Here is an 18,394-nt window from a genome sequence, read left to right on the forward strand (position 1 = left end):
CGCGTCCGGATCGCCGAGGTGGCCGACCACGAGCTCACGCACGTCGTCGCGGACCCCGTCAACGTCGAACTCCGCCCGGCGCAGCAACCGCTGCATGCCGTCCGGGCTCACCTCGCCGGCATGCTCGGCGATCGTCCAGCCGTTACGACGGTCCAACCCGGCAGCCAACCCGCACATATAACGCGCGGCCCGCGACCGCGGCTCGACCCGACCGAACCGCGGCCCGATCCGCTCACAGAAACGATCAAGCTCCGTCAGCCACCGATCGACCACATCCACACCAAAAACAACGCTCGACCAGCGGCAACGTCACTGACCAAAGTGCCGTTGCAGTATTAGGTGTGCGGTCGGGAACATCCATAAGACAGATTCTTTGAACCCGCGGGAATGTCGCACTGCAATCCGCGATGCGAGGAGGGCTGCTCTGGTGGATCGGTTGGGTCAGTTCACGCTGCAGGAGAAGGTGTCGTTATGCCGCGGATCCGATATGTGGCACACCACGCCGGTGCCGCGGTTGGGCATCCCGTCGGTCATGGTTGCGGATGGCCCGCACGGGTTGCGGCGCCAGCCTGATCACGGTGATCCGGTTGGCATCGGTCGCAGCCTGCCGGCCACATGCTTTCCCACCGCTTCCGCGCTCGGATCGTCATGGGACCCGGACCTGGTGGAGGAGATCGGTACCGCGATCGCAGACGAGGCGCTCGCCCAGGGCGTGGCCGTCGTTCTCGGACCGGGCATCAACATCAAGCGGTCACCGCTGTGTGGCCGCAACTTCGAGTACTACTCGGAAGACCCCCTGGTCTCCGGGACGCTAGGGGCGCTCGTCCGCGGGCTGCAAAGCCGGGGCGTGGGAGCGTCAGTGAAGCACTTCGCCGCGAACAACCAGGAAACCGACCGGTTGCGGGTCAGTGCTGACGTCGACGAGCGGACTCTTCGCGAGATCTACCTCGCGGCGTTCGAACGTGTCGTCCGCGAGGCACAGCCGTGGACGGTGATGTGCGCGTACAACCGGATCAACGGAATCCACGCCTCGCAGCACCGGTGGCTGTTGACCGAGGTGCTGCGTGCGGAGTGGGGCTTCGAGGGAGTCGTGGTCTCGGACTGGGGCGCCGTGCACGACCGGGTCGCCGCGCTCGCCGCCGGCCTCGACCTGGAGATGCCACCCAACACGGAGGTCAGCGACGCCGCTCTGGTGGCGGCTGTGCGTGACGGTCTGCTCGACGAGAAGCTGCTCGATCGGGCGGTGCTCCGCGTACTGTCGCTTGTGGATAAGGCAACCGCAGCTCGCCGTGCCAACGGCTTTGACGCCGCGGCGCATCACCAGCTGGCCCGAACGGCCGCCGCAGACTGTGCGGTGCTGTTGAAGAACGCCGACGGCGTGTTGCCGTTGCGTCCGGACGCGGGTGACCTGATTGCCGTGATGGGCGAGTTCGCCCGCACGCCGCGTTTTCAGGGCGCGGGGAGCTCGCAGGTCAACCCGACCCGGGTGGACGTGCCGCTCGAGGAGTTGCGCGAGGCGGTTCCGGCAGGGGTCGAAGTCGCCTTCGCGCCCGCCTTCAGACTCGACGGCGACCAGGACGCACGGCTGACCGCTGAGGCGGTCGCGCTAGCGAAACGGGCGACGACGGTGGTCCTGTTCCTGGGCCTGCCGCCGGCTGCCGAGTCGGAGGGCTTCGACCGTGACCACATGGATCTGCCCGCCAACCAGGTCGCCCTGCTGAGCGCGCTCCGGGCGGTGAACTCGCGGGTCGTCGTCGTGCTGGCGAACGGATCGGCGGTCTGCCTGTCTACGTGGGAAGACGATGCTTCGGCGGTCCTGGAGTGTTGGCTGGCCGGGCAGGCGGCCGGCGGTGCCATCGCCGACCTGCTCCTCGGCAAGGCAAACCCGTCCGGCCGGCTCGCCGAGACATTGCCGCTGCGGCTGGAGCACAGCCCGGCGCACCTGAACTTTCCCGGGGAGCACGGACACGTCCGGTACGGCGAGGGCATCTTCGTCGGCTATCGCGGCTACGACTTCGCGGATCGGCAGGTCAGCTATCCGTTCGGACATGGTTTGTCATACACCACCTTCGCCTACGGCGACGTCGACGCGGTAGTGACGGGCAGCGTCGAGGGGGACGACCTCGCGGTCGAACTGACCTGCACCGTGAAGAACACCGGCGACCGCGTCGGCAAGGAGACCGTGCAGCTCTACGTTGGCGCTCCGCACGGGAAGGTCACCCGACCGGTGCGGGAGCTGAAAGCGTTTGTCAAGATCTCCCTCTATCCTGGTGAACAACGCACCGTGACCTTCCACCTCGGCGCGCGGGATTTGGCGTACTGGTCCTCTGCCCACCGACGGTGGGTGGTCGAGGCGGGCACATACCAACTCTTTGTCGGTGCCTCCTCACGAGACCTTCGGCTGTCGACGACGGCGGCGATCGCCGCACCCGACATCCCGGTCCCGCTCGACGCCATGGCCACGCTGGAAGATTGGCTGGCCGACCCGGCGGGAGCCGACGCGCTGCGCCGTGCGGTCGGAACCGATACCGATGGTGCGCCGCTCGGCATCCTCGGTGACCCCAGCCTGATGCGGTTGCTCGGCAACTTTCCCCTGCACAGCCTGGCGAACTTTCCCGGAGTGGGGTTCGACCAGGCGACCGTTGCCGTCCTGCTCGAGCGGTTCGCGCATAACGCCGACGTCAGCGGTTGATCATTTGTTGCATGTGTTCGGGGTAGCGCTCGCCCTGGACGGTGACCGCCTCCGCGGCCGAGGTGATGTCGTCGAGGTCGTCGGGTGCCAGGCGGATGTCCGCTGCGGCGACGTTCTCCCGCATGCGGTGGATCTTCGTCGTACCGGGGATGGGGACGATCGACGGGTACTGGGCCAGCAGCCAGGCCAGTGCGATCTGCGCGTTGGTCCCGCCGGTGCGGGTGGCGATGGTCGAGATGAGGTCGACGAGCGCCTGGTTGGCGGCGCGGGTGTGCTCGGTGAACCGCGGCAGGGTATTGCGGACGTCGTTCTCGCTGAACGGCGTGGTGTTGTCGATCGCGCCGGTGAGGAAGCCCTTGCCGAGCGGGCTGAAGGGCACAAACCCGATGCCGAGCTCCAACAACGTGGGAAGGATCTTCTCCTCGGGCTCACGCCACCACAGGGAGTACTCGCTCTGGAGGGCGGTCACCGGTTGCACGGCATGCGCGCGGCGGATGACGTCGACGCCGGCTTCGGACAGCCCGAAGTGGCCGACCTTGCCTGCGGCCATGAGGTCACGGACCGCGCCGGCGACGTCCTCGATCGGGGTTCGGGGATCGACCCGGTGCTGGTAGAGCAGGTCGATGTGGTCCACGCCGAGGCGGCGCAGCGAGTCCTCCACGGTGGCCTTGATGTGCTCGGGCCGGCTGTTCAGGCCGGTGGAGCGGTCGCCTTCGTAGGCGAAGCCGAACTTGGTGGCGATCACGACCTGCTCCCGGATCGGCGCCAGAGCCCGTCCGACGAGATCTTCGTTGGTGAACGGTCCGTAGACCTGAGCGGTGTCGAAGAAGGTGACGCCGCTGTCGACGGCAGCACGGACGAGGTCGATGCCGTCCTCGTGGTCGACCGGCGGTCCGAAGCCGTGGCTGAGCCCCATGCAGCCCAGTCCGATAGCCGAGACCTCGAGCCCGTTGCCGAGTGTGCGCTTCTCCATTTGCTGTCTCCTTACGGTTTGAGGCCGATGCGGCGCAGCCACGCCTCGACGGCTGGGGTGGCGTCGGCTGCTTCCACGCCGCGGATGGCGAGACCCTCGCCGGGGTTCGCCCCTGGGCACGATTCGGCGTAGTCGCGTTCGGTCGTTCCGAGTCCGCTCGTCGCGTGGGTGGTGAAGGGGTGCACCGTCTTGCCGATGAGGTCGAGGCCTTCGGTGAAGGTCGACATGATCATGGGTGCGCGGACGTTCCAGATCGGGCTGCCGAGCAGCACCGTGTGGTAGCGGTCGATCGACGGCAACGGCGTCGCGATCGCCGGGCGGGCGTCGGCCCGCTGCTCACGAACGTTGCGCGCGACCATGGGGTCATACGCGTCGGGGTACGGGTCGGCGGCCTCGATGCGGTGCAGGTCGCAGGCGATGAGCCGGCCGATGGTCTCGGCGACGACCTGCGTGTTGCCGACCGCTAGGCGCCGACGCCCTCCGTTCCAGTAGTTCTCGCCGGCCCGTGAGAAGTAGGCCAGCAGGACCCGAGAGCGCGTGCCGCGCCTTTCGTCTGCGCCCCTCCGCGAGGCGGTGCAGCCGCTCACGGCAGCCAGGACGGCTCCAGCCAAGACGGAGCGGCGGTGTACCGCAGGCGTCCGGTCAGTCGACACGCCGCCCACCTAGCCACTTGACCATTTCGGGGTCGCGGTAGTCGAAGAAGGCCGTCCGGCCGGTGTCCATAGCCGCGATGCGGGTCATCTCGTCGTCGGTGAGTGCGAAGTCGAAGACGTCGAGGTTCTCGGCCATCCGGTCGGGCCGCACGGACTTCGGGATGACGACGACGTCGCGCTGGATGAGCCAGCGCAGGACGACCTGCGCGACCGACTTGCCGTACGCGGCGCCGATCTCGGTCAGGGTCGGGTTGGTGAACAGGTCGTTCTTGCCCTCGGCGAACGGCCCCCAGGACTCGATCCGCACGCCATGCGCACGCATCAGGTCCTGGTCTTCGCGGCGCTGGAAGAACGGGTGCGTCTCGATCTGGTTGACCGCCGGGGTGATGTCGTTGTGGGTCATGAGGTCGACGAGGCGGTCGGGGTGGAAGTTGGACACCCCGATCGCCCTGGCCAGGCCCTCGCCGTACACCTTCTCCATCGCGTGCCAGGAGCTGTAGTAGTCACCGAGCGGTTGGTGGATGAGATACAGATCCAGGTAGTCCAGGCCGAGCCGGCGCAGCGACAGGTCGAACTCCCGCCGGGCAGTGTCCTCTCCGGTGTGCTGGATCCACATCTTGGTGGTCACGAACAGGTCGCCACGTGGGATGCCGCTGCTGGCGATCGCCCGCCCGACCGCCTCCTCGTTGCCGTAGGAGGCGGCGGTGTCGAGGGATCGGTAACCGGCCGCCAAGGCGTCGGAGACCACCTGCTCGGTCTGCTCCGCCGGGACCTGGAAGACACCGAACCCCAGGATCGGCATCCGTACGCCATTGTTCAGAGTGATCAGTGCAGTCACCTCTCAGAGGAAACGCCATCTTCGCCTGATCAGGCAGTGACGGCCTTCCCCGGTAATGCCAGACCCTCCCTGCGAGCGGGTCAGCGCCGTACGGTCGAAGACATGGACAACCGGGACGAGGTGCGGGACTTCCTCACCTCCCGCCGCGAACGCCTCACCCCGGAGCAGGCCGGGGTCCCGGTCTTCGGCGGCAAGCGGCGGGTCAAGGGGCTGCGCCGCGAAGAGGTCGCGATGCTCGCCGGGATGAGCACCGACTACTACACCCGGCTGGAACGCGGCAACCTGACCGGTGTCTCCGTGCCGGTGCTCGACGGCCTGGCGCGGGCGCTGCAGCTGGACGAGGAAGAACGCACCTGTTCGACCTGGCGGACACAGCCAACGCCGCTCACGGCCCGACTCGCGAACCGCGGCGCCCGGGCAGCCGGACCGGCGTGCGTCCAGGCGTGCAGCGGATCCTCGACACGATCGGCTCCCCGGCGTACGCCCGCAACGGACGCATGGACATCCTGGCGACCAACCGCCTCGGCCGTGCCTTTTCGCTGACGCGCACCGGGGAGCACGCGCCTTCAATCTCGCCCGGTACCTGTTCCTCGACCCTGGATCCCAAGAGTTCTACCGCGAGTGGCAGACCGTCGCGGCCGACTGCGTCGCAGCGTTGCGGACCGAGGCCGGCCGTAACCCGTACGACCGCGGTCTGAGCGACCTCGTCGGGGAGCTCAGCACCCGCAGCGACCAGTTCCGCACCTGGTGGGCCACGCACAACGTCAAACTCCACTACACGGCCCGCAAGACGCTGCACCACGCGATCGCCGGCGACCTCGACCTCACCGGTGAAGCCCTTCACCTCCCGGCAGACCCGGGGCTGACCATCATCACCTACACCTTCGAACCGGCCAGCCCGACCGAGCAGGCTGTCGCTTTCCTGGCGAGCTGGAGCGCTAGGGAAGCGGACGCCGCCGAGAGCCGCACGCCACCAGAGAGACGCACTGCCGGATAACGGACCGGACCGCGACGAAGCCCGGCTCGTCACCGCCGAGCCGGGCTCGCGTTCATCGCCTTCGAGGAAACCTCTCCCCTACGGTGTCGAGCCGAACTCGAACGTGCCGGCACCCACCCGGTACACGTCGTAGCGCCCGCTACGCCGCAGGAACGTCGCGCCCGACGTAATCGCGGAACTGGTCGCCGTCGTGGCGTTGGCCAACGGCACCCAGACCTCTCCGCCGGTGCCGCTCGGCGAGACGACCTGCAGATGGAACTGACCAGTCGAGTCCTGAGCCCACCGGACGCTCAAGGATCCGCTCGGGGTGGGCACCTGGCCTTGCGCCCAGGTGACGTCGCCTGCTTGGGGCTTGACCTGCCAGGTCGTGTAGCCGGGATTCACCGCGGTCGCGCCGAGGACCGACTCGGTGAGGACCTGCGTCGGGCCGGCGCCCCACGCGTGGGCGAGGCTGTCGAAGCCGCGGCCCGGCAGGCCGTTGCTGTTGACGAACTCCCAGAACGTTCCCGTGTAGTAGCCGCTGTTCGGGTCCACCTGCAGACCCCACAGCCGCCGCATGAGCTCGAGTCCGCCGGCGGTGTCCTCGCTGCCGAACCGGGCCATCAGCTCCCAGGTGTTGTTGAGCGGTTCGATGGTGTGGCCGTAGGGGTCGGCCATGCTGGGTGACGGCTGCGAGATGGGGCTGCCGTGCGCCTGCCAACCGTTGCGGAAGTAGGTCAGGATGCTCTGCACCCGGTCCGCCGGCGCGACGCCGAGGCGGATCGCGTTCATGTTCGCGTCCAGCGGGAACACGTTCGGCCGGGTGTTGGTGTGCTGGTAACGGCCGGCCGACGCGTTCCACAGGCGCGCGTTGATCGCGGTCCTGAGCGCCGCCGCCTTGTTTGTGTACTCGGTGACACGGGCGGCGGTGCCGACCCGGCTCTCCATCCAGATCATGTTCTGGAGCAACTCGTAGTAGGCGAGGTTGTACTCGGTGACCTCGCCGTCCTGTCGGGTCTGCCAGTAGTCGTTGTCGTTAGTGACGACGAGGCCGTTCGCGTTGACCCGGGTGGCGTGGTAGGAGGCGGCGGACTCGAGCCTGGACCGCAAGCCGTTGATGTAGGCGGTGTCATTGCTGTAGCGGTAGTACTGGATGGCGAGGATCGCCGAGTACGCGGAGTAGGTGACCGCATAGTCGAACGCGCCGCAGCCGCGGAAGCCGACCGCGCTGGTCAGCCGCCCGTTGGACGCCTGCAGGTTGGTGATGCTGTTGATCGATCCCTTGATGTACGGGACTCCGTTGGTGCCGATCGACAGCATCATCACCGGGTTGGTGATCATGAGGTCGCCGGACCAGATGGCCCGGTCCCGCTTGGCGCCGTCGAAGATGACCGGCACGGTGAAACACGATGCGACGCCGGCGGGGACCATGTCCATCTGCGCGGTGTAGGCGCCGGCGTACCAGATCCTGTTGAGCTGGTTGTCGCTGGACATGAACCAGCCCTGGTAGCGGTCAGGTCCGGCCCGGTAGGCCCGGAAGTTGACGCCGGCGGCAGTGAGCGTGACCGAGCCGGCCGTCGTGAGCTCGATCGCCGCGAACCGGAACCCACCACGCAGGGCACCGGTGTACGTGCGTGCGCCGTTGACCGAGAAGTTGATCTGCGAGCCGTTGTCGTTGACGTACGCGCCGCTCGAGTTCGTGAGGAACGGCAGGGCCTCACTGGTCGAGATGCGCACGTTCTGCGTGGACGACGAGACGCTGGAGACGGTGATGTACGGCGTGCCGCCGACCACCTTGCCGAAGTCGAGGACCACCACGGCGGAGCGGCCCCCGGACGACGGTCGCGTCAGCACGGTGGAGCCGGTGCTCTGGCCGGTCAGCGCCGTTGCGTTGGTGACGGTTCCCGCGGTCCGGGTGATGGCGACGGCGCGCACGTTGTCGCTGGTCGGGCCCGGCACGAGGCTCTGCCAGTTGGGGTTGGCCGGCCAGGTCGGCAGTGCGGCCGCGGCGGGTGCTGCGGCGGTGATGACCGCTGCGGCGGTCGCGACGAGGGTCACGGCGCCGGTGAGGGCCGCGACGATGATTCTGCGGCGCCGTCCGCGGCTCGGTCGGACGCTGAGTTCCTGCACGGATCCTCCTAGGGTCCGCGTCCGCGACCCACCATCATGAAACGTTTCATTGACGGTGCCTACACGGACGCACAGGTGGGTGGGGTGGGGATGAGAGGCGTCCGTTCGAGCGGCAGGGAAACCGGATGGAAACGCCGGCGGAACGTCTCTGTGTTGACAGAGTCGGTTGTCGATGTTGCTTAGTCAATACCGGCGTCCGCATCAGGCCACACCGATGTGGACAGAATCGTCCTTAGTGGATCAGGGTTTGCCGAGTGGACGGTTCAGCGAGTCGTGCGCACGCGTAGCCGCGCGTCGGCGGAACGCGCGGCCGCCGTGTCGACCGGTTCGAAGCGGCGGAGCTCCTGAGTGGCCCGCAGCAAGGCCCGCATACCGAACAGGTCGCGGTCGACGGCGCCGAGAGCGCGGGCCTGGACCAACGCGTTGCCAAGGGCGCCCGCCTCGATCGGTCCTGCTTCGACCGGCAGTTCGCACGCGTCGGCGGTGAGCTGGCACAGCAGCGCGTTGCGGGCGCCGCCGCCGACGAGGTGGATGACGTCGACGTCGCGGCCGCTGAGCCGCACGGCGTCCCGGACGGCGCGCCGGTGCGCCAGTGCGAGGCTGTCCAGGATGCAGCGGGTGATGGCCGGCGGGTCGACCGGCACGGGTTCGCCGGTGCGGCGGCACACGTCGGCGATGCGCGCCGGCATGTCGCCCGGCGGCAGGAACGTCGGGTCGTCGGGGTCGACGACGGAGAAGAACGCCGGCAGGCGGGCGGCATCGCGCAGCAGGTCGGTCAGCGTCACGTTCATGCCCTGCGACCGCCAGGTCCGCACTGATTCCTGGAGCATCCACAGGCCCATGACGTTGCGCAGGTAGCGCACGGTGCCGTCGACGCCGGCCTCGTTGCTGAAGTTCGCGAGCCGGCTGTCCTCGGTCAGGACGGGCTGGTCGAGCTCGACGCCCACCAGCGACCAGGTGCCGCAGGAGACGTAGGCGAACCGGTCACCGCGGGCGGGCACACCCGCCACCGCGGAGGCGGTGTCGTGGGAGCCGACCGCGGTGACGCGCACGCCGTCCGCGACACCGACGTCGGGAAGGACCGGTCCAAGGTCGTCTCCCGGGCGGCATAGCTCTGGCAGGAGTGTGGCAGGGATTCCCAACCGGCCGACCAGGTCCAGGGACCAGTCGCCGGTGCGGGCGTCCAGCAGCTGGGTGGTCGAGGCGTTCGTCACCTCGGACGCGGCGCGCCCGGTCAGCCAGTAGGCGATCAGGTCGGGAATCATCAGCAGGCGAGCGGCGGCGGCGAGCTGTGCGCTGCCGGAGGCCGCGACAAGCTGGTAGATGGTGTTGAACGGCAGGAACTGGATGCCGGTCGTCGAGTAAAGCTGCGCAGGTGTCACCTCCGCGGCGACCTTCGCCATGATCCCTTCGGTGCGGTTGTCGCGGTAGTGCACGGGGTTGCCGAGCAGGCGGCCGTCAGCGTCGAGCAGCCCGTAGTCGACGGCCCAGGAGTCGATGCCCACCGACGCGACCGGGCCGGCGGCACGCAGACCCTGGAGCACGCCGTCGTACAGGCGCAGGATGTCCCAGTGCAAGGTGCCGGCGACCCGGACCGGCACGTTCTCGAAGCGGGCAACCTCGGTCAGGTCGAGCCGGTCCCGCTCGACGCGGGCGACCATCACCCGCCCGTTGGAGGCACCGAGGTCGACCGCTGCTACCGCTGTGCTCACAAAAGTCCTCGCTGTGCGGCCCACACCGCGGCGGCGATGGGCGCGGAGACGTTGAGCCGTTGGCAGATGGCCCGGCTTCGACGCCGCACCGTGCGCCCGGAGACCCCCAGGCGCACGGCGACGGTGTCGATCGGCAGCCCCTGCGCGAGCAGCCGCAACACGGCGAGAGCGTCCTCGTCGAGGACCGGCGGATCCACCTTCGGGGTCGCGTCCACGAGAATCATTCCTTTCCCGCGTTCTGCCTACCGCAGGAATGCGGCGGGGACGCCGGCGTCGACGGGGATGTGCAGGCCGGTGGTGTGGGACAGGTCGCCGGCGGTCAACGCGAAGACGGCGTTGGCGACGTGTTCCGGGAGGACCTCGCGTTTGAGCAGGGTGCGTTGGGCGTAGTAGGCGCCGAGCTCCTCTTCGGGGACGCCGTAGACGGCGGCGCGCTTGGCTCCCCAGCCGCCGGCGAAGATGCCGGAGCCGCGTACGACGCCGTCGGGGTTGATGCCGTTGACCCGGATGCCGTGGCCGCCGAGCTCGGCGGCCAGGAGGCGCACCTGGTGCGCCTGGTCGGCCTTGGCCGCGCCGTAGGCGACGTTGTTCGGGCCGGCGAACACCGAGTTCTTGGAGGAGATGTAGACGACGTCGCCGCCCATGCCCTGTTCGACCAGGATGCGGGCGGCCTCGCGGGCCACCAGGAACGAGCCGCGGGCCATCACACCGTGTTGCAGGTCCCAGTCGCCGTCGGTGGTCTCCAGCAACGGCTTGGAGATCGACAGGCCGGCGTTGTTGACGACCAGGTCCACACCGCCGAACGCCAGCGACGCGCAGCGCAGCGCCGCGACGACCGCACCCGTATCGGTCACGTCCGCGGTAACCGCCACGGCAACATCCGTCGAACCGATCTCCGCTGCCACGGTTGCCGCAGCGGCAGAGTCGCGGTCGGCCACCACCACGCAGGCGCCCTCGGCGGCCAACCGGTGCGCGATGGCGCGGCCGATGCCGGAGCCGCCGCCGGTGACGAACGCGACCCGGGTCGCCAGAGGCTTCGGCTTCGGCATCCGCTGGAGCTTGGCTTCCTCCAGAGCCCAGTACTCGATGCGGAACTTCTCCGCCTCGTCGATGGGCGCGTAGCGGGAGACCGCCTCCGCGCCGCGCATCACGTTGATCGCGTTGACGTAGAACTCGCCGGCGACCCGGGCGGTCTGCTTGTTGGCGCCGAACGAGAACATCCCGACACCGGGCACCAGGACGACGGCCGGATCGGCGCCGCGCATCGCCGGTGAGTCGGGGCTCGCGTGCCGCTCGTAGTAGGCGCGGTAGTCCTCCCGGTACGCCGCGTGGAGTTCCTTGAGACGGGCGACGACCGCCTCCAACGGCGCGGTCGGAGGCAGGTCCAGAACCAGTGGGCGGACCTTGGTGCGCAGGAAGTGGTCCGGGCACGAGGTGCCCAGCGCGGCCAGTCGCGGATGTTCGGCACGGGCGAGGAAGTCCAGCACCACGTCCGTGTCGGTGAAGTGACCGACCATCGCACGGTCGGTGGACGCCAAACCCCGGATCACCGGGGCCAGGGCGGCCGCCCGTTCGCGCCGCTCCTGTCGTGCGGGCGGCGCGTAGCCCGCGATGGTCGGACCGAACGGTTCTGGGCGGCCATGTTCGGCCAGGTATGCCGCTGCCGCCTCGATGATCTCCAGCGAGTTGGTCTCGCACTCGTCGCTGGTCGCGCCCCAGGCGGTGACGCCGTGGCCGCCCAGGATCACCCCGATCGCGGCTGGGTTCGTCCGCTTGACCGCCGCGATGTCCAGACCCAGCTGGAACCCGGGCCGGCGCCACGGCACCCACACCACCCGGTCGCCGAAGATCTCCTTGGTCAGCGCCGGCCCGTCCGCCGCGGTCGCGAGCGCGATCCCGGAGTCGGGGTGCAGGTGGTCGACGTGCGCGGCGTCGACCAGGCCGTGCATCGCGGTGTCGATCGACGGCGCCGCCCCGCCCCGCCCGTGCAGGCAGTAGTCGAACGCGGCGACCATCTCGTCCTCCCGCTCGACGCCCGGATAGACGTCGGCCAGGGCCCGCAGCCGGTCCAGCCGCAGCACGGCCAGCCCTGGCGCGGTCAGGGTGCCGAGGTCTCCGCCGGAACCCTTGACCCACAACAGCTCCACGTCGCCGCCGGTCACCGGATCGGTGTCGACGCCCTTCGCGGACGTGTTCCCACCCGCGTAGTTCGTGTTACGCGGATCGGATCCCAGCCGGTTCGACCGGTCGATCAGTTCTTCCACGATGGACATGCTCAGGCTCCCCATCCGGCGGCGTTGCCACCCACCCGCGAAGACGTCACCGTCTCGAGGTAGCCGGACTGTTTGTAGGCGGCGATCGGATCCGGCTCCAGACCCATCTCGCCGCGCAGGTCACGCAACAGCGGCCGGACATCGGTCTGGTACGCGTCCATCAGCACCTCGTTGGCAGCGAGCACATCACCGTCGCGCTGGGCGGAGGCGAGCGCGGAGGCGTCGACCAACAGCGCCTTGGCGGTGGCCTCCTGCACGTTCATCACCGAGCGGATCACCGCCTGGATCTTCGGTTCGATGTTGTGGCACTGGTCGAGCATGAACGCGATCCCCGCCTCGGCCCGCAGCGCATCCGCCGACACGATCTCGCACATGATCCGGAAGAGCTGGAACGGGTCGGCCGCGCCGACCATCAGGTCGTCGTCGGCGTAGAAACGGGAGTTGAAGTCAAACCCGCCGAGCTTGCCGGCCCGCAGCAGGACCGCGACGATGAACTCGATGTTCGTACCCGGTGCGTGGTGCCCGGTATCGATGACCACCTGGGCCTTGCCGCCCAGCGCTAGGCAGTGCGCGAACGCGGTGCCCCAGTCGGGAACATCCATTGTGTAGAACGCCGGCTCGAAAAGCTTGTACTCCAGCAGGATCCGCTGATCCTCACCCAGGCGCCGGTACACCGCCGAGAGCGCCTCCGCGAGCCGGTCCTGCCGTGCCCGAATGCTGTCCTGTCCCGGATAGTTGGTGCCGTCCGAGAACCACAGCTTGAGGTCCCGCGACCCGGTGGCGTCCATGATGTCCACACACTCGAAAAGATGGGCCAACGCCTTGGCCCGCACCTGCGGATCCGGGTTGGTCACCGAGCCGAGCTTGTAGTCGTCGTCCTGGAACACGTTGGCGTTGATCGCACCCAGACCAACGCCGCGCTCCTTGGCATACGCGGCCAGATCCGCGTAGTCCTCGACCTTGTCCCACGGGATATGCAACGCCACCGTCGGAGCCACCCCCGTGAACCGGTGCACGGTCGCCGCGTCGGCGATCTTCTCGTACGGGTTGCGGGGCACGCCCGCCTGAGCGAACACCTTGAACCGCGTCCCGGAGTTTCCGAACGCCCATGACGCGGTCTCGATCCGCTGATCGCGCAAGGCCGCCAGCACGCGGCTTCGGGTGGACGGGTCAATGTCGGTCATTCGTGCTCTCCAGAAATAGCGGTGACGAGGTGATCAGTGGCCGGTGTGGGGTCGAGGTGGGGTCGAAAACGTCCCCCACACCGGCGGTCACTGCGGCTTAGCCGAAATTGAACTGGTCGACGTTGGCCGCGTCGAAGGTGAACGGGTCGCCGAGCACGACCTCGCCGTTGGCGCCAACGGTGTATTCGCCGAGCTTGCCGGCCTTGAACTTGTCGCCTTCCTTGCCGGTGATGATCCCGGAAGCGAGCGCACCGGCCGCGTACGCGGCCAGGTAGCCCAGGTCGGCCGGGTTCCACAGGGCGAACGCCTTGCAGGTGCCGTCCTTCACGAACGCGCGCATCTGGTTCGGCGTGCCCAGACCGGTCAGCGCCACCTTGCCCTTGTACGAGGACCCGGACAGGTACCGGGCCGTGGCGGCGACACCGACCGTCGTGGGCGAGATGATGCCCTTGAGATTGGGGTGCTTGGCCAGCAGGCCCTGCGCCTCCTGGAACGACTTCTCGTCCTTGTCGTCGCCGTAGACGGTGTCGACCAGCTTGAGCTTGCTGTACTCCGGCTTGGCGAGCTCGGTCTTCATCAGCTCGATCCAGGCGTTCTGGTTGGTCGCGTTCGCCGAGGCCGACAGGATCGCGATCTCGCCGCCGTCGGGGCCGACCGCGTCGGAGATCAGCTTGATCTGGTTCTTGGCGATGCCGTCGCCGGTTGCCTGGTTGACGAAGATGTCGCGGCATTCGGGTCGGGTGTCGGAGTCGTAGGTGACGACCTTCGCACCCGCGGTCTTGGCTTCGGTGAGGGCGCCGCAGACGGCGTCCTTGTCGTTGGCCGAGATCACGATCACGTCGGTCTGCTGCTGCGACAGGGTGTTGATGTAGGAGACCTGCGCCGACGGGCTGCCCTCGGACGGACCGGTCTGCGCGAACGTCCCCTTGAACTCCTCGACCGCGACCTTGCCGCCCTTGTTGTCGGAGATGTCGAAGTACGGGTTGTTGACCTGCTTGGGCAGGAAGGTGATCTTCAGGCCTTCCTTGATGGTGCCGGTCGCGTTCCCACTGCCGCCGCTGGGTGATGCGGCATCGGGCTCGGTGCTGTCGCTGCTGCAGGCGGTCAGGCCGAGCGCCAACGCGGCCGCTACCGCCGTCGCGAGCAGACGGGTGGATCCAATTCTCATCTCTGGGTCCTTTCCATCGGGGGTGTCGGTTGCCGTCTGCGGAGCCGCTCGCGCACGGTTCGTACGAGGTTGGGCCCGACGACGGAGAGAATGAGCAGCGTTCCGGTGACGATCGTCAACGCGTTGGCCGGGACGTCGGCCAGTTGCAGCGCGTTGCGCAGGGTGCCGAGGAGCGCGACCGCGGCGATCACACCGAGCAGCGCACCGCGACCGCCGAAGATGGAGACACCGCCCAGCAGAACCGCCGCCACCACTGACAGCTCGAGGCCGTCCGCGTTGTCGGCCCGGGCGGACGCGAACCGGAACGTCCAGAAGACACCGGCCAACGCGGAGACCGCGCCGGTGGCCACGAACAACCAGAACTTGGTGCGCAACACCGCGATACCGGAGTACGCGGCGGCCTCCGCGTTGTTGCCGATGGCGTACAACGCGCGGCCGATCGGGGTGGCGTGCAGGAGCACGCCGAACAGCAGCGCGAGGACGGCGACGACCAGCACGAACCAGGGCACCACGGTGCCCGGGATCGGCGCGATCATGTTCGTCGTCCAGGACACTGGGTAGTCGGCGACCGCCTTGTCGCCCAGGACGACGAAGGCCAGCCCCCGGTAGAGGGCGAGGGTGCCGATGGTGACGGCCAGCGACGGCAGCCCGAAGACGGTCACGAACACCCCGTTGACCGCACCGAGGACGGCGCCGAGGACCAGGCTGACGAGGATGAGCAGCGGCAGCGACGTGACACCGGCCTGCCACAGTGCGCCCATGGCGCTGCAGGTCAGGCCGACGGTGCTGGCCACGCTCAGATCGATCTCGCCGGTGATCACGATCAGTGTCATCGGCAGGGCGATCAGCGCGATCGGGATCGCCTCGAGGATCACGAACCGGTAGAAGCGCGGGTCGCCGACGCCGTCGATGGTCGCGCTGCCGATCAGGATGACCAGGACCAGCGCGAGGACGACGGTGGTCTCCCACGAGGCGAACGTGCGCAGCCACGGCGGCCGTTGCCGCGACGTCCGGGGCTGGGCTGCCAGGTCGATGACTGTCTCAGGCGCCACGAGCGCTGCCTCCTCGAAGCCGGCGGGCCATCCGCACGGCCAGCGAACGGTCCAGGCCGATGGCGGCCAGGATCAGCACGCCGACCGCCGCCCGCTGCCAGAACGGGTTGATGCCCAGCACGGGCAGCGCGCTGCCGATCGTCGTGAGCAGCACCGCGCCGAGCGCGGCGCCGTAGACCGAGCCGCTGCCGCCGAAGATCGCCACGCCACCGACGACGACCGCCGCGACGACGTTGAGCTCGCTGCCCAGCCCGGCGTTGGCGTCGATCGTGCCGAACCGGGCCGCGTGCAGGACTCCGGCGAGGCCGGCCAGTGCACCGCTGGCGACGAAGGCCCAGAACACCCGCCGACCCACTGGGATGCCGTACAGGCGTGCGGCGTCCGGGTCCGAGCCGATGGCGTACAGCTCACGACCGCTGCGATACGAGCGCAGGAAGATCCCGGCGCCGGCGAGCACGACGACGGCGAACAGCGCCAGCACCGGCACGCCCAGCACCGTGGTGGTGCCCATGTGCAGGAAGCTCGCGGGCATGTCGGCCGCGTTGATCTGCCGACCCGTCGCCCAGGTGTAGTCGACGCCGCGGAACACGTAGAGCGTGCCGAGCGTGACCACCAGCGCCGGCACCCGCGCGGCGGCGATCAGTCCGCCGTTGACCGCTCCGCACAGGGCGCCCAGGGCCATCCCGATTATGATCGCGACCGGAATCGGCAGGTTCGGCGAGCTCTGGAACATGGCGCCGGTCGCGAACGCGGCCAGACCCAGGATCGAACCGACCGACAGGTCGACGTTGCGGGTGATGATCACAATCGCCTGGCCGACCGCGAGGATCGCCAGGATCGACGAACCCAGCAGCAGGTCCTTGACGTTCTGCGCGTTCAGGAACCGGGTGTTGACCGCGAATGTCACGCCGATCAGCAACACCAGCGCCAGCGCGATGCCCAGCTCGCGCACCACGAACAGGCGGTGGGCGATGCTGGCCCCGTTGGTGCGCGGCGCGACCGGCGTCGCGGTGGCCGTCATGCTTCCTCCTTCTGGCCGGTCGCCGCGAACATGACCGACTCTTCGTCCGCTTCGGCCCGCGCGATGTCCGCGACCAGCCGGCCCTCGTGCATCACGAGCACGCGGTCGGCCATGCCGAGCACCTCGGGCAGCTCGCTGGAGACCATCAGCACGGCCACTCCGTTGGCCGCCAGCTCCGAGAGCAGGCGGTGCACCTCGGCCTTCGTGCCAACGTCGATGCCTCGGGTGGGCTCGTCGACGATCAACACCCGCGGCTGCGTGGAGAGCCACTTGGCCAGGACGACCTTCTGCTGGTTGCCGCCCGAGAGGGTGCTGACCGGGTCGGTCGGGTGGCCCGCCTTCACCTGCAGCCGCTCGGCCCAGGTCGCGGCGGAGCGGCGCTCGGCACCGCCGACCAGCAGGCCCGCCTTCGCCAGCGCCCAGCGCCGGGGCAACGTCGCGTTGCGCTCGACGGACAGCTCCATCACCAGGCCCTGCTGACGCCGGTCCTCCGGCACCAGCGCCAGACCGGCGGCGATCGCCGCGGGCGTGTCACCGAGCGGGAGCCGCCGACCCTCGACCCGCACCTCACCCGCGTCCGGCCGGTCGATGCCGAAGACGGCGCGGACGACCTCGCTGCGCCCGGCGCCGACCAGGCCGGCCAATGCGACGATCTCGCCGCCCCGTACGTCGAAGGTGACGTCGTCGAAGTAGCCCCACCGGGTCAGGCCGCGAACCTCGAGTCGGGTGTCGCCCGGCTCGGCGGCGACCTTCGGGTAAAGGGTGGACAGCTCGCGCCCAACCATCGTGCGGATGACTGTGTCAACGGTGACGTCCGCCGCGTCGTCCGTGCTGATCCAGCGACCATCGCGCATGACCGTGATGCGTTGGCAGAGGTCGAACACCTCGTCGAAGCGGTGCGAGATGAACAGCACCGCGGCGCCCTCGTCGCGCAGCGACCGTGCCACCGCGAACAGCCGCTCGACCTCGACGCCGGACAACGCCGCGGTCGGCTCGTCCATGACCAGCACGCGGGCGTTCGCCGACAGAGCCTTGGCGATCTCTACCAGTTGCTGGTCGGCGATGGACAACCCGCGAGCGGGACGGTCGGGATCGATGCGCACACCGAGCCTGGTGAAGAGCTCCGCGGCGCGCGTCCGCGTCGCCGCGCTGTCGATCCGCCGGCCGCGACGAAGCGGCTGCCGGCCCATGAAGATGTTCTCCGCCACCGACAGGTCCGGGAACAGCGTCGGCTCCTGGTAGATGACCGCGATGCCGGCGGCGCGGGCCTCGGCCGGCCCCCCGAAGGTCACCGCAGCACCATCGAGCAGGACCTTGCCGCTGTCCGGCGCGTGCACCCCGGCGAGGATCTTGACCAACGTGGACTTGCCCGCGCCGTTCTCTCCTACCAGGGCGTGCGCCTCCCCGGCTCGCAGCTCCAGGCGCACGTCACGCAGCGCCGCGACGGCGCCGAACGACTTGCTCACGCCTTCTAATGCCAGTACCGGTGGCACACCAGCCCCCTCCGCGCACCCGGTCTTCGATGAACACGGGCTTGTGAAACGTTTTAATTCGATGCGAAGAACTCTATTCATCGGAACCGAGACTGGTCAAGGGTTTCCGGCTCGTTACCGTTTCGCGACGGACCATCAGCGGCGGTCTGCGGGTGCAGGTCACCCTCCATCGAGGACGAACCTCGATAGCCTGCCAGCAAACGATGTTGACCGGACCAGGTCAAACGTC

General features: G+C 68.8%; 13 protein-coding genes and 3 pseudogenes. 3 read left to right on the top strand and 13 right to left on the bottom strand.

Annotated elements, in window-relative coordinates; genetic code table 11:
- Positions 1 to 273 (bottom strand): annotated as a pseudogene (locus tag CHC05_RS42890) (IS701 family transposase); the annotation flags it as partial.
- 100 nt (positions 274 to 373) lie between these two features.
- On the opposite strand from CHC05_RS42890, the gene CHC05_RS36125 reads away from it, so the two are divergent.
- Positions 374 to 2,692: a glycoside hydrolase family 3 C-terminal domain-containing protein gene (locus tag CHC05_RS36125; protein ID WP_245871393.1), complete on the top strand. Its 2,319-nt coding sequence runs from the start codon at positions 374 to 376 to the stop codon at positions 2,690 to 2,692.
- On the opposite strand, the gene CHC05_RS36130 is transcribed toward CHC05_RS36125, so the two are convergent.
- Genes CHC05_RS36130 through CHC05_RS36140 form a run of 3 tightly spaced genes read right to left on the bottom strand, consistent with a single transcriptional unit; the run spans position 2,682 to position 5,156 of the window.
- Positions 2,682 to 3,665 carry an aldo/keto reductase gene (locus CHC05_RS36130; RefSeq protein WP_089255145.1) on the bottom strand — a complete coding sequence of 328 codons (984 nt, stop codon included), beginning with the start codon at positions 3,663 to 3,665 and terminating at the stop codon, positions 2,682 to 2,684. The genes CHC05_RS36125 and CHC05_RS36130 overlap by 11 nt on opposite strands.
- 11 nt (positions 3,666 to 3,676) lie before the next feature.
- The gene (locus CHC05_RS36135) at positions 3,677 to 4,327 is read right to left on the bottom strand and encodes a flavodoxin (protein WP_218824789.1); all 651 of its coding nucleotides are present in this window, start codon (positions 4,325 to 4,327) and stop codon (positions 3,677 to 3,679) included.
- Complete coding sequence (locus CHC05_RS36140) at positions 4,308 to 5,156, bottom strand: aldo/keto reductase (RefSeq protein WP_245871394.1); 849 nt, start codon at positions 5,154 to 5,156, stop codon at positions 4,308 to 4,310. Before CHC05_RS36140 ends, CHC05_RS36135 begins: the two co-directional genes overlap by 20 nt.
- A 102-nt stretch (positions 5,157 to 5,258) precedes the next feature.
- On the opposite strand from CHC05_RS36140, the pseudogene CHC05_RS43330 reads away from it, so the two are divergent.
- Both CHC05_RS43330 and CHC05_RS43335 read left to right on the top strand, forming a co-directional pair.
- Positions 5,259 to 5,447: pseudogene (locus CHC05_RS43330) on the top strand (helix-turn-helix domain-containing protein); the annotation flags it as partial.
- Positions 5,448 to 5,599: 152 nt separating this feature from the next.
- Positions 5,600 to 6,153 (top strand): annotated as a pseudogene (locus CHC05_RS43335) (MmyB family transcriptional regulator).
- 78 nt (positions 6,154 to 6,231) lie between these two features.
- On the opposite strand, the gene CHC05_RS36150 reads toward CHC05_RS43335, so the two are convergent.
- The 9 genes from CHC05_RS36150 to CHC05_RS36190 form a co-directional block, all read right to left on the bottom strand.
- Entirely contained in the window at positions 6,232 to 8,262 is a 2,031-nt protein-coding gene (locus CHC05_RS36150) for an alpha-L-rhamnosidase-related protein (protein WP_089255147.1), read from the bottom strand.
- A gap of 263 nt (positions 8,263 to 8,525) precedes the next feature.
- A complete protein-coding gene (locus tag CHC05_RS36155; RefSeq protein WP_089255148.1) occupies positions 8,526 to 9,974 on the bottom strand; it encodes a rhamnulokinase in 1,449 nt (482 codons plus the stop codon).
- Positions 9,971 to 10,189, bottom strand: a complete 219-nt coding sequence (locus CHC05_RS36160; RefSeq protein WP_218824790.1) for a helix-turn-helix domain-containing protein — start codon at positions 10,187 to 10,189, stop codon at positions 9,971 to 9,973. The genes CHC05_RS36155 and CHC05_RS36160 overlap by 4 nt, the downstream gene beginning before the upstream one ends.
- Positions 10,190 to 10,216: 27 nt before the next feature.
- Entirely contained in the window at positions 10,217 to 12,247 is a 2,031-nt protein-coding gene (locus CHC05_RS36165; RefSeq protein ID WP_089255150.1) for a bifunctional aldolase/short-chain dehydrogenase, read from the bottom strand.
- A 2-nt stretch (positions 12,248 to 12,249) separates the two neighbouring features.
- Positions 12,250 to 13,431, bottom strand: a complete 1,182-nt coding sequence (gene rhaI / locus CHC05_RS36170) for an L-rhamnose isomerase (protein WP_089255151.1) — start codon at positions 13,429 to 13,431, stop codon at positions 12,250 to 12,252.
- Positions 13,432 to 13,528: 97 nt separating this feature from the next.
- Positions 13,529 to 14,599 (bottom strand): rhamnose ABC transporter substrate-binding protein, encoded by a 1,071-nt coding sequence (gene rhaS, locus CHC05_RS36175; RefSeq protein WP_089255152.1) that lies wholly within the window; start codon positions 14,597 to 14,599, stop codon positions 13,529 to 13,531.
- Positions 14,596 to 15,651, bottom strand: coding sequence for an ABC transporter permease (locus CHC05_RS36180; RefSeq protein ID WP_245871395.1), 1,056 nt, complete (start codon positions 15,649 to 15,651; stop codon positions 14,596 to 14,598). Before CHC05_RS36180 ends, rhaS begins: the two co-directional genes overlap by 4 nt.
- Positions 15,641 to 16,672 (bottom strand): ABC transporter permease, encoded by a 1,032-nt coding sequence (locus tag CHC05_RS36185; protein ID WP_089255153.1) that lies wholly within the window; start codon positions 16,670 to 16,672, stop codon positions 15,641 to 15,643. Before CHC05_RS36185 ends, CHC05_RS36180 begins: the two co-directional genes overlap by 11 nt.
- Positions 16,669 to 18,138: a sugar ABC transporter ATP-binding protein gene (locus CHC05_RS36190; protein WP_245871396.1), complete on the bottom strand. Its 1,470-nt coding sequence runs from the start codon at positions 18,136 to 18,138 to the stop codon at positions 16,669 to 16,671. Before CHC05_RS36190 ends, CHC05_RS36185 begins: the two co-directional genes overlap by 4 nt.
- Positions 18,139 to 18,394 lie beyond the last annotated feature (256 nt).

Origin of the sequence: Asanoa hainanensis (genome assembly GCF_900188485.1) — a bacterium.
Lineage (GTDB): Bacteria > Actinomycetota > Actinomycetes > Mycobacteriales > Micromonosporaceae > Asanoa > Asanoa hainanensis.